Source organism: Ramlibacter sp. (assembly GCF_028291745.1).
In the GTDB taxonomy this organism is placed as follows: domain Bacteria; phylum Pseudomonadota; class Gammaproteobacteria; order Burkholderiales; family Burkholderiaceae_C; genus Ramlibacter.
Window position 1 is genome coordinate 1 of sequence record NZ_JAQGNQ010000147.1, and the last position, 11,861, is coordinate 11,861.

Genomic DNA, 11,861 nt, shown 5'->3' on the forward strand with positions numbered 1-11,861 from the left:
CTGAGCCTGTCTCTCTTCGAGCGCACCCCACTGCCCGATCTATTGGCAGCGATCACCCCCGAAGAGGACGAACAAGCGCCGTCGAGCCAGTTTTCACTATTCGAAAAAATCTCCGGACAGTAGTGGGTCAAGCCCGCAATGACATCCTTTCGTTGCTCACGCCTCACGCTATGCCGCATCCGTCATCCGTCATGCCGAAGGCTGCTCCCCGTGCAGCTTCTGCGTTCCCTCCGCGGCTTTCGTGCACAGGCCCGTCAGCACGGCCATCGGCTCCTCGGAGGCGGCATGCACGGCCCCTGAGCCCTTCGCGATGTCGTCCGTGGCCACGGCCTGCTCGACGGCGATTTCGGGTTGCACGCGCTGGTCGGCCGGCACCAGGCGCAGGTTGTTGCGGCCTATGCCCAGGTAGGTGAAGCCGGCCATGGCCATCGCATGCGGGTCGTACAGGTTGCGGCCATCCAGCACCAGGGGCGAGCGCATCGCTTCCTTCAGGGCCCGCAGGTTGGGGCTCTTGTAGTTCTTCCATTCCGTCAGGATCACCAGCGCATCGGCGTCCTGCACCGCGTCGAGCGGCTTGGCCACATAGGACATGTTCAGCAGCAGCTCGGGCTGGTCCGCCAGGTCGTCGGCCAGCGCGCGCGCCGCCTGCTCCTGCGCCACCGGGTCGTGCGCGCGCACCTTGGCGCCGGCGCGCAGCAAGGCGGCGATGATGGCGCGGCTCGGCGCCTCGCGCATGTCGTCGGTGCCCGGCTTGAACGCCAGGCCCCAGATCGCGAACGTGCGCCCCGCCAGGTGGCGGCCGAAGTGGGCCCAGATCTTGTGCAGCAGCACCTGCTTTTGCGAGTGGTTCACGCGCTGCACGGCATCCAGCACCTGCAGGGGCAGGCCGTGCTCGTGCGCGGTGCGGCACAGCGCATCCACGTCCTTCGGAAAGCAGCTGCCGCCATAGCCGGTACCGGCATAGAGAAAGCTGTAGCCGATGCGGGGATCGGAGCCCACGCCCTGCCGCACCAGCTCGATGTCCGCGCCTACGCGGTCGGCCAGATTGGCCAGTTCGTTCATGAAGCTGATGCGCGTGGCCAGCATCGCGTTGGCCGCGTACTTGGTGAACTCGGCGCTGCGCACGTCCATCACGCGGGTGCGCTCGTGGTTGCGGTTGAACGGCCGATACAGCTCGCGCAGCATGGCCAGCGCGCGCTCGCCGCGGGCATTGCCGTCCACGCCCAGCACGATGCGGTCGGGCCGCATGAAGTCCTCGATGGCGGCGCCTTCCTTGAGGAATTCGGGGTTGCTCGCGACCGCGAAGTCGAGCTCGTTGAGCCCGCGCCTGGCGAGCTCCTCGCGCACGGCGGCGTCGACCTTCTGCGCCGTGCCCACGGGCACCGTGGACTTGTCGACGATCACCTTGAAGCCGTCCATGTGCCGGCCGATCGCGCGCGCCGCCGCCAGCACGTACTTCAGGTCGGCGCTGCCGTCCTCGTCGGGCGGGGTGCCGACGGCAATGAACTGCAGGTCGGCAAAGGCAACGCTGGCCGCCACGTCGGACGAAAAGATCAGCCGGCCGTCTTCGACGTTGCGCTGGATGATTTCTTCCAGCCCGGGCTCGTGAATGGGCATGCCGCCCGCATTCAGGAGCTTGATCTTGGCCTGGTCGACATCGAGGCAGAACACGTTGTTGCCGAGTTCTGCGAGACAGGCGCCGGTGACCAGGCCCACGTAGCCGGTGCCGACGATGGTGACGTTCATGGGTGAGTTCTCCGTCGCGAATGCGCAATGGAACCGAGAGTACTGCGTGCCTCAGCGGGCAGGCAGTCGGTGCCGCTTGTTCGACGGTAGGCTCGTTCCTACAGTTGATCGGGATGTTTACGCCGCCTCTCGGAATGTTGCGATGTAACGATAGCTGCGCAGTTATTTCAGAGGACGAAGCCATGATTTCGCGTGAAGCAAACCTCTCCCGCAAGGCCATGCGCGTTGCCATCCCGCTCTTCGTCGAAGTCGACGGGAAAAACCACGCGGCCAGCGACTGGTCGACCACGGGCGTCGGGCTCATGGACCTCGATCGCGTGCCGGCCGAGGGCGAGCTGATGCAGGCGCGCCTGAGCTTTCCGATGCTCGAGTCGACTCTGCTGATCCCCGTGCAGCTGGTGTACCGGGGCGAGCACGATGGCGTCGCCGGCTTCGAATTCCACGAGCTGTCCGCGCGCAACCGCCGCATCCTGCGCCATTACATCGAGCTCTCGCTCGACGGCAAGCTGGGCGACGTGGACGACATCGTGGCGGTGGCGGCGCTGCCCGCGGCGGAAACGCCGGTGCACGCGCCGCTGATGCTGCACCAGGCGGGTTCGGGACTGCCGGGGCGTAGCAAGACGCGCATAGCTGGGGCGGCGCTGCTTGGCCTGGGCGTGCTGGGGGTGGCGGCCGGCATCCTCTGGTACAACCTTACGTACCAGCTGCAGGGCACCGGCTTCGTCAGTGGCAGCATCGCGCGTGTCACGGCCAACCACGACGGCCAGCTCGTCCGGCTGCTGGTGCAACCGGGAACGCAGGTGGAACCGAACACGGCCTTGTTCGCCGTGGACAATCCCGCGCTGCGCACCGAAGTGCGCGCGCTGGAACAGCAGGTGGCCCTGATGGCGGCCGGGCAGGCCAAGCTGGAGCGCGACCGCCGCAGGGCCGAAAGCGGCCTGCTGCAGACGCTGCAGAGTGACATGGGCGACCGCCAGCGCGAACTCGCCAACGCCCGCCAGCTGTACGAATCCGGCGTGATCACGCAACGCGACCTGATGACGGTGTCCCAGCAGGTCCAGTCGGTCCGCAACGATTTCATGCGGCAGGTGGCCGAGGGCGCCAGCCGCACGCAGAGCATCGACGTCTCCGATTCGCTCACGCGCATGCGCGTGGATCTCGCCGCCAAGAAGGAACTGCTCGCGCTCCAGGAGGCGGACAGCGTGGTACGGGCGCCAGTGCGGGGCCGCGTATTCCAGGTGGAGCGCATGCCGGGTGAATTCGTGCAGGCGCGCGACCCCGTGGTGCTGCTCGAAAGCGATGTCGCACCCAGCGTGCTGCTGCGGCTGCCCAACGAAGATGCGGTCAAGTTGCACCCCGGTTTGGCGGCCACGGTGGTGGTGCCCTTCCAGAACCGCAAGTACAGCGGCAAGGTCTCGGCGATCGGGCTGGCCGCGGTGTCCGCGGCGGCGCCCGTCACGCAGGAAGGCAATCTCGACCAGACGCTGATCAAGATCGACCTCGACGACCAGTCCGTGCGCCTGCCGGCCAATGCGCGCGTGACGGCCTGGATCCGCAATCCCTCGCTGCCCTGGTCATGAGGCAAGGATCCCCCCGCGCCCAGGCGCTGTGCTCCGCGATCCTGCCGGTGCTGTGCTTCGGCGTCGGCTCGTTTGCGTTCCTGACCTGGGCGCGCGAGGGCCTGCATCCGCTGCACTACAAGGTGGTGCTGGCGTTCGGCGTGCTGGCGTTCTGGCGCTATGGGTGGCAGCTGCTGCACTATCTGCGGGCGGCCTGCTATGCCCTGTGGCACTACCCGCGCCTGCGCGCCGCGGCGCGGGCGGTGGCGGCCACCCGCACCCCGCCCAAGCGCATCTTCATCGTGGTTCCCAGCTACCTCGAGGAGCCCTGGGTCAGCACCGAGGCCATGCAGGCCCTGATGGGCAACGTTGCGCGGCTGCCTTGCGCCGTGACGGTGGTGGCCGCCGTCGGCAGCGACGCCGACGAGGCGGTGCTGGCGGCTGCCTGGCGTGCCCATCCGGCACGCGACCGGGTGGAACTGGTATTCCAGCGCCAGAGCGAGGGCAAGCGCGTTGCCCTGGGCCACGCACTGCGCGCAGTCGCCCGTCGCTTCGATGACGATCCGGACAGCATCACCGTCCTCATGGACGGCGACACCTGGATGGAGCCCAATGCGCTGGAACGCGTGCTGCCCTTCTTCCTCGCCTACCGGGACCTCGGCGCAGTCACCAGCAACGAGGTCGCCTTCATCCCCAATCACGCCCCCTGGTATCGCGACTGGTTCGGGCTGAAGTTCGGCCTGCGCCATGTGCTGTTCCAGTCGCACAGCCTGTCGCACAAGGTGCTGACCCTGACCGGCCGGTTCTCCGTATTCCGCACCTCCATCGTGGTCGCCGAAGACTTCGTGCGCATGATCGAGAACGACACCATCGATCACTGGCTGCACGGCCGCTTCCGCTTTCTCATGGGCGACGACAAGAGCTCGTGGTTCTATGTGCTCAAGAGCGGCTGGAAGATGCTGTACCTGCCGGACGTCACCTGCGTCTCGCTGGAAAGCCGCAGCACCAGCTTCCTGCGCGCCAGCGTCTCGCTGCCTTACCGCTGGTTCGGCAACACCATGCGCAACAACCCGCGCGCGCTCGCCCTCGGCCCACGGCGCACCGGCTGGTTCATCTGGTTCGTGCTGCTGGACCAGCGGATCTCGATGTGGACTTCGCTGGTGGGCATCACGGGCGCGGTGGTCATGGCCGTCACCAAGTCGCTGCTGTTCCTGCCGATGTACATCGCCTGGGCGGCCCTGGTTCGCACATTGCAGATCCTGATCATCGCGGCCAACGGTCACCGCGTGACCCTGCGCACCATCCCGATCATGCTGTACACGCACTGGGTAGGCTCGGTGGTGAAGATCCGCGCCTGGCACCACCTGGCGGACCAGAACTGGAGCAAGGGCGGGGCGAAACAGTCCACCGCGCCGGGCGGGGCGTTGCGGCGGCTGGCCCCGAACGGCACCATGCTGATCGCGTACCTGAGTTTTGCACTGCTGATCCTTCTGATGCACAGCGTGCTGCGCTTGCCGGGCAGCGAGCTGTTCGCAGCACAAGCGGTGCCGGGCAGTGCCACCGCGAGCGCTATCGATGCGCGGGCCACGGGCGTGGTGCCCGACGACCGCCAGGACGATGCCGCGGCCTTGCAGGCCCTGATCGACCGCGCGCCGCCCGGCCCGGTGACGGTGCGCCTGCCGGCCGGCCAGCTGGACTTCCGCCAGCCGCTGGTGATCCGCCGCGACAACGTGAGCCTGCTCGGCGCCGGCGCCGACCGCACGCACATCGTCTCGCACCTGCGGGCCCCGGCGCCGGCGGTGATCCGCGTCGAGGGACAACCCGGTCCGCGCGTGGGCTACCTGGCGCAGCCGCTGGGCGAGCAGGACCTGCTGCTGCACACGCCGGGCGCCAGCGGCTTCGAGCCCGGCACGCTGGTGTGGCTGAAGCAGCCGAATGACGACGCCTTCCTGCACCGCCTGGGCAGCGAGGAGTGGAACCGCGAGTATCCCTACCTGCGGCAGTCGCTGGTGCTGGTGGCCGGCCGCGAGGGCGATGCCTTGAAGCTGGCCGGGCCGACCGGCGTGACCTTCGATGCGGGACGCACCGAAGTCTTGCGCGTGAAGCCGGTGCGCGGCGTGCGGCTGGCGGACTTCACGGTCGAACAGGTGGTGGAAGGCCGCGACATCGGCAGCGTGCGCCACGTCTACCAGAACGTGCTGCCGGATTTCCAGGTCGATGGCATCTCGCTGATGTGGACACAGGACGCGGTGGTGGAGCGCGTCACCGTGCGCAATGCCGGGCGCAACCCGGTCTCCTTCGAGCAGAGCCACGGCTTCGCGCTGCGCCAGTGCGTGCTGGACGGCGCCTGGAACAAGGGCGACGGCGGCAGCGGCTACCTGCGCATCGCCCGCAGCTACCGCGGGACGGTGCAAGGCTGCCAGGTGCGCGGCATCCGGCACATGGCGCTGCAATGGAGTTCGGCCTTCAACCAGCTGCGCGACATCGACAGCGAGGTGGACCTGAATTTCCACGGCGGCTTCAGCCACCACAACACGGCGCAGGACGTGCGCTTCGCCATCCCGCCGGAACACCACTGGGGCCCCGTGTTCATCACGCCGCGCGACGCGCACTGGGCGCCGCCCGACGGCCCGGGCAACACGCTGCTTAGCGCTGCGGGTCGGCCAGCGAATACAACTCCTGTGGCTCGCGCGGCTTCACCAGCGCACTGATCTGCGTCAGCACCTCCAGCACGTCGAGGCGGGCGCTGAGGATCTCGCGCTGCAGCCCCACCAGGCGCAGCGTGAGTTCTTCCACCTCACGATCGGAATCCGGCAATGAGGTGACCGGGTGATCCAGGCGGTAACAGGCAAGCTCCGCCTTTTGCCGGATCATGCGGTTCTCGGCCTGCAGCAGGCGCATGTCGTTCTGCTTCAGGCGCAGGCGCTCGGTCAGCATGGCGATACGCTGCGAGAGGGCGGCGCGCAAGGACTCCTTTTGCTGGTCGTACAGCTCGCGCGAGGATTCGACCACGGCGTCGCGGGCGCGGTCGTTGCCGATCGGAATGCGCACGCGCACGCCTGCCGCGTTGAAGCTTGCGCGATCGAAGTCCTTGTTGCGTTCCAGGTAGAAGCGCACCGTGGTCTCGTCACGCATCGTCGGCAGCAGCGCGGCGCGGTCGGCCAGCAGCGTCTGCAACTGGACTTCGGGCGAGCGCTCGAAGGCCAGGTCGGTCAACTCCGGCGTGGGGCGCAGCTGCACGTCCTCGATGCGGTTGATCAGTTCCTGCGCCTGCGGATACACCAGCACGTCGGGCGTGCTGCCATAGTGCTGCGCCCGCAGTGCCGCGCGCTCGGCCTTGAACTGGATCTCGGCGAGCTCGAACTTGGTGGCGCGGCCGGCGGCCAGCTCCTGCTGCCGGCGCTCGAGCACGGGCCTCACCGCCTCTACCTCGCGCTGGTAGAGCACGGCCAGCAACTTGGTGCGCATCTGCTCCACGGCCAGCAGTTGCTCCTGCAACTGCCGCTGCTCGGTGTCGCGCAGCACCTGCAGGTATTGGGTCTTGTTTTCCAGCCGCTGGCGCTCGAGGGCGCGGCGCGATTCGCCGCGGCCTTCCTTGTACAGCTCCCACTCCAGGCCGAAGCTGTAGCGGGCGCCGAAGTTTTCCTGGAAGGACTGGTCCGCCTGGCCGACTGCATAGAGGCCGTTGAAGGGCACCAGTCCGTCGAGACGCGAGAAGAAGCCCTGCCGCTGCTCTTCCATGCGCTGCGCGAGGTCCGAGTTGACCATGCTGCCCGCCGCGGCGCTGGAGGACAACGGGGGCACCAGCTGGCTGGCCAGCGCCTGGTTGGTCATGCTGGTGCACAGGCTGTTGGCCAGCCGCAGCTTCACCTGCTGCGCGTTGGCAGCGAGCGCGGTGGCGGCAGCGATCGCCACCGTCGTGCGCATGAAAAGCCCTTGCCAGTTCCTCCGCATGCGTTGGTTGTCCTTGTGGTTGTATGGTGGCCGGCCATGAAGCAGCCGAGGAGCAGGGGGCCATGCGCCCGCCGCTACCTCGGCTCCTCGCGCAAAATTCTAGGTCAGCCAGCGCGCTGGCGGGGCCGTTTCCGGCGGCCTTTGCACGCTGCATCGCTGTCCAAGCGTGAACCAGTGCAGGAAGAACCCGCCTGCGTTCCAATGTCCGCAATCCAGCCGTATCGCTATCGCGCATGAACACGTCCGCCCTGGGAGAGCCCTACAACCGTGCCCTGGTCCGCCTGCAGGCGGCGGGTGGCGACCTGCAGGCCTTGCCGGTCGAATTGCAGACGCTGCTGCTGGTGGAGTCGGCGCAGGGCATCATCGACAACGGCGGCCTGGAGTACTTCTACGAAGCGGATTTCCCCAACAACCCGCCGTACGCACTGTTCGTGGCGGCCTACCGGCGCATAGGGGCGAGCGCCGTGGCCGATTGCCTGGAGGCTTCGTCGCTCTTGTTTCCGTTCGACGAGCCGCAGTACTTCGAGCCCTTGCGGCAGCTGTGGCTGGAGAAATTCCGCGCCGAGCCGGGGCATGCCTTCGCCCGGCTGGCGCGCGAGATCGGCGAGGACGCGACGGTGTGGGATCGACTCGCCGAGTATGTGCGCAGCCATCGCGCCGCCTTCTCGCCTTGATTACCATGGGCGGATGAAACCGGAGCAGGCCGCCGCGCTGCGGCAACTTCTGCAGCGCCAGGACATCGCCGCGCTGGGCACGCTGCATCGCGGCGAGCCCTTCGTCTCGATGGTGCCCTTCGCGCTGCTGCCGGATGGCCGCGTCGTCATCCACGTGAGCCGGCTGGCCACGCACACCCGCGACATGGAGGAACACGCTGGCGTCAGCCTGCTGGCGATGGACCCGCGCAGCGAGCAAGTGCCGGCGCAGGCGCTGGCGCGCGCCACGCTGCAGGGCGACGCGCTGCGCTGCGCGGCCGATGCGCCAGGGTACGACGCGGCGCGGCAGCACTACCTCGCGCGCTTTCCGCAGAGCAAAGACCTGTTCGGCTTTGCCGATTTCTCGCTGTTCGTGATGACGCCGCGCTCGGTGCGCTTCGTCGGCGGCTTCGGCCAGGCCTGGTCGGTTGCGGCCGAGGCTTACGCAGCCGCGATGTTGGCCCGGTAGGCTGGGCTGACCGAAGGTCACCCCAGCGATGCGCGCAGCGCTTGCTGTCGGCGCTGCTGCTGGGGTGCCCTGCGCGCAGCCCAGCCTACAGGCGACGACGAAGACGCGCTCAGGGGCTGTTCGCCAGGCCCACGATCTCGATGGCCGGCTCGCCGCGCGCGGTGGTCTCGCGCCGTCCGGTCCGCGCCTCGTCCGCCAGCGTCCGCGCCATCGCTTGCGAGGCGGCGATGCGCCAGCCGCTGGCGGCCGCAAACTCCTCCAGCGCCGCCACCGTATTGACCGATTCGCCGGGCACCAGTGCGTGGCCCTGGTCGCCGTGCAGTCCGTCGTTCACAGCCACCAGCGCGACCGGGCCGGTATGCAGCGCGATGCGCACGGTCTGCTCGCGCGGCGCCGCCTTGGCCAGTGCGATGGCCGCGCGCAGCACCCGCATCTCGGGCGGGGTGGTGACGCTGGCCTCGTCGCCCGAAAACACCGCCAGCAGCTTGGTGCCATAGGGCAGCACCTGGGTGGCGCCGAACAGATAGAGCTTGTCGCGCGCCGATTGCTGCGCCTGCCGCACGCGCTCGGCCAGTTCCGTCTCGGATGCGCCGGCGCGGTCGCCGAGCAGGTCGGCCAGCAGCAGGAAGGCGTGCGGGTAGTGCAGGTCGGTGGCCGCATTGGCCTTGGCCCAGCGCGAGTTGATCTCGCGCTGCAGATGCGTTTCGTACTGCCGGCCCAGCGTCTCTTTCTGCTGCTCGAGCGCGGACTCGACCATGCCGGAGACCGAGCTGCGGAAAGCCTCTTCCTGCACCTGCCGCCGCGCCAGCACGGCGGTCACGGCCGCGCACAACTCGTCGGAGCGATAGGGCTTGGTGAGGTAATCGTCGGCGCCGGAGTTCATGCCCTGGCGCATGTGCTCGCGGTCGGACATGGCCGTCAACAGGATGACAGGGACCGTGGCGAGCCCGGGGTCGGCGCGCAAGGCCGTGAGCACTTCGTAGCCGGTCATGCCCGGCATCATCACGTCGCACACGATCACGTCGGGCCGCAGTTCGCGCGCCGCGGCGATGCCCTGCGGCCCGTCGCGTTCCTCGCGGACGCGGTGGCCGGACTTCTTCAGTGCGAAGCTCGCGACGAGACGCTGCGCGTCATCGTCCTCGATCAGCAGGACGCTTGGCATGCGGCGAATTGTCTCCGATCCGGCTGCCAAGAGGGGGCACTCAATCCGTCCCCCACATCTCCCGCGCCGTTTCGATCACCAGGCGCAGCTTGTTGCGCTGGTCTTCCACGGCAATGTTGTTGCCGTGCACCGTGCTGGAGAAGCCGCATTGCGGCGACAGGGCCAGCTGCTCCATCGGCGCGTACTTCGCGGCTTCGTCGATGCGGCGCTTGAGCGCGTCCTTGTCTTCGAGCTGGCCGAACTTGGTGGTCACCAGGCCCAGCACCACGGTCTTGCCCTTGGGCAGGTAACGCAGCGGGCGGAAGTCGCCGGAGCGCTCGTCGTCGTACTCCATGAAGTACGCATCGATCTCCATCTCCTTGAGCAGCGCCTCGGCCACCGGCTCGTAGTTGCCGGCCGCCGCGTGCGTGCTCTTGAAGTTGCCGCGGCACAGGTGCATCGCCAGCAGCATGCCTTGCGGCTTGCGCGCGACCACCTTGTTGATGAACCCCGCATAGCGATGCGGCAGCTCGTTGGGATCGTCGCCGCGCTGGCGGGCGGCCTCGCGCATCTTGTCGTCGCACAGGTAGGCGAGGTTGGTGTCGTCCATCTGCACGTAGCGGCAGCCGGCCTCGTACAGCGAGCGCAGCTCGTCGCCATACGCCTTCGCCACGTCGTCGTAGAAGGCCGGGTCGAGCTCGGGATAGGCGTCCTTGCTGATGCCGGCGCGACCGCCGCGAAAGTGCAGCATCGTCGGCGAGGGGATGGTCACCTTCGGCGTGCGCCCGGCGGCTACCTGCGACTTCAGGAATTCGAAGTCGGCCTTCTGGATGTCCTTGGCATGGCGCACCTTGTCGATCACGCGGATCACGGGCGGGGCGAGTTCCTCGCTGCCATCGGGCTTGCGGATGGTGACCGGGATGTCGGTCTTGACGCCCCCGAGCTGCTCGAGGAAGTCGATGTGGAAATAAGTGCGGCGGAATTCGCCGTCGGTGATGCTTTGCAGGCCGACATCCTGCTGGAACTTCACGATCTCCGCGATCGCCTTGTCTTCGACTTCGCGCAGCTGTTCGGGCGTGATCTCGCCCTGGGCCTTCTGCGCTCGCGCTTCGAGCAGGTACTTGGGGCGCAGGAAGCTGCCGACGTGGTCGTAGCGGGCGGGGAGTTGCATCATGGTTTCGGTCTCTCTCACGGAATCGCTCGATCTTAAGCGGGCTCGTAGCGTCGGCTGGGGTGGCATTGCTGGGGTCGCTCCGCGAGCCCAGCCTACGCGGGACGATGGGCCTCGTAGGCTGGGCTGGCCGCAGGCCACCCCAGCTGCGGCCTGTGCAACGCTCACAAATCCAGCACCAGCAGCGCACTCTTCGCCCGCGAGCAGCAAGGCGTGAACTGGTCGTGCTTTGCCTTCTCTTCGTCGGTGAAATACAGGTCGCGGTGCTCGCACTCGCCCTGCAGCACGCGCGTGATGCAGGTGCCGCACACGCCCTGTTCGCACGAGGTCAGGATCTCGATGCCGTGCGCCTGCAGCGCCTGCACCACGGTCCGGTCGGCGGGCACTTCGTAGGTGGCCCCGCTGCTGGCGATCTTCACCTGGAAGGCGCCGTCACCCGCGGTCTGCTGCGGCGCCGCGCCGAAATATTCGAGATGCACCTGCTCCGGCGGCCAGCCCAGGTCCTTGGTTGCCTGCACCACCCAGGCTATGAAGCCCGTGGGCCCGCAGACGTAGATGTGCGTGCCGGCCTCGGGCCGTGCCAGCAGCTCGCGCAACTGCAGCTTCTGCGCCGCATCGCCGTCGTCGTAGTGGAACTGCACGCGTTGCGCATACGAGGAGGCCGCGATCTCCTCGCGAAACGCCGTGCGTTCGGGCGAGCGCGTGCAGTAATGCAGCGCGAAGTCGGCGCCGGAGATCGCCAGCCGCTGCGCCATGCACAGCAGCGGCGTCACGCCGATGCCGCCGGCCAGCAGCAGCGTGCGCTGCGCATGCACCAGCGGGAAGTGGTTGCGCGGCTCGCTGATCAGGAGCGTGTCGCCTTCCTTGACCGCGGCATGCATGCCGGCCGAGCCGCCCCGCGACGCGGCATCGTGCAGCACGGCGATGCGGTAGCGGTGCTGCTCGGTGGCGTCGTTGCACAGCGAGTACTGGCGCGTGAGGCCGCCCGGCACCTGCACGTCGATGTGCGAGCCGGCGCTGAAGGCGGGCAGGGCGGAACCGTCGGGGCGACCGAGTTCGAAGCTGGCGATGTCCTGCGCTTCCTGCGTCCTGCGCAGGACCTTGACGGCGATCTGGGGCATGTCGTTCT

Annotated in this window: 9 protein-coding genes; 4 read left to right on the top strand and 5 right to left on the bottom strand. The window is 68.0% G+C overall.

The window, feature by feature from the left end; all coding sequences use genetic code 11:
• Positions 1-189: 189 nt before the first annotated feature.
• The gene (locus JWP60_RS26450) at positions 190-1,746 is read right to left on the bottom strand and encodes a UDP-glucose/GDP-mannose dehydrogenase family protein (protein ID WP_299798541.1); all 1,557 of its coding nucleotides are present in this window, start codon (positions 1,744-1,746) and stop codon (positions 190-192) included.
• Between the two features lie 182 nt (positions 1,747-1,928).
• On the opposite strand from JWP60_RS26450, the gene JWP60_RS26455 reads away from it, so the two are divergent.
• Together JWP60_RS26455 and JWP60_RS26460 are read left to right on the top strand one after the other, a co-directional pair.
• Positions 1,929-3,326 carry an HlyD family efflux transporter periplasmic adaptor subunit gene (locus tag JWP60_RS26455; protein ID WP_299798544.1) on the top strand — a complete coding sequence of 466 codons (1,398 nt, stop codon included), beginning with the start codon at positions 1,929-1,931 and terminating at the stop codon, positions 3,324-3,326.
• Complete coding sequence (locus tag JWP60_RS26460) at positions 3,323-6,016, top strand: glycosyltransferase (protein ID WP_299798547.1); 2,694 nt, start codon at positions 3,323-3,325, stop codon at positions 6,014-6,016. The genes JWP60_RS26455 and JWP60_RS26460 overlap by 4 nt, the downstream gene beginning before the upstream one ends.
• Here the strand turns inward: JWP60_RS26460 and JWP60_RS26465 are convergent.
• A complete protein-coding gene (locus tag JWP60_RS26465) occupies positions 5,952-7,232 on the bottom strand; it encodes a hypothetical protein (protein ID WP_299798550.1) in 1,281 nt (426 codons plus the stop codon). The genes JWP60_RS26460 and JWP60_RS26465 overlap by 65 nt on opposite strands.
• Before the next feature lie 260 nt (positions 7,233-7,492).
• Between JWP60_RS26465 and JWP60_RS26470 the strand changes: the two genes are divergently transcribed.
• Both JWP60_RS26470 and JWP60_RS26475 read left to right on the top strand, forming a co-directional pair.
• Positions 7,493-7,933, top strand: a complete 441-nt coding sequence (locus JWP60_RS26470) for a DUF4375 domain-containing protein (RefSeq protein ID WP_299798553.1) — start codon at positions 7,493-7,495, stop codon at positions 7,931-7,933.
• A gap of 13 nt (positions 7,934-7,946) precedes the next feature.
• Positions 7,947-8,420, top strand: coding sequence for a pyridoxamine 5'-phosphate oxidase family protein (locus JWP60_RS26475; protein WP_299798556.1), 474 nt, complete (start codon positions 7,947-7,949; stop codon positions 8,418-8,420).
• A 109-nt stretch (positions 8,421-8,529) separates the two neighbouring features.
• On the opposite strand, the gene JWP60_RS26480 is transcribed toward JWP60_RS26475, so the two are convergent.
• From JWP60_RS26480 to JWP60_RS26490, 3 genes are all read right to left on the bottom strand, one after another.
• Entirely contained in the window at positions 8,530-9,582 is a 1,053-nt protein-coding gene (locus JWP60_RS26480; RefSeq protein ID WP_299798558.1) for a response regulator, read from the bottom strand.
• Positions 9,583-9,622: 40 nt separating this feature from the next.
• Positions 9,623-10,735 carry a 5-methyltetrahydropteroyltriglutamate--homocysteine S-methyltransferase gene (locus JWP60_RS26485; RefSeq protein WP_299798561.1) on the bottom strand — a complete coding sequence of 371 codons (1,113 nt, stop codon included), beginning with the start codon at positions 10,733-10,735 and terminating at the stop codon, positions 9,623-9,625.
• A gap of 161 nt (positions 10,736-10,896) precedes the next feature.
• On the bottom strand, positions 10,897-11,853 hold the full coding sequence (locus JWP60_RS26490) for a PDR/VanB family oxidoreductase (RefSeq protein ID WP_299798564.1): 957 nt from the start codon (positions 11,851-11,853) through the stop codon (positions 10,897-10,899).
• Positions 11,854-11,861: the final 8 nt, after the last annotated feature.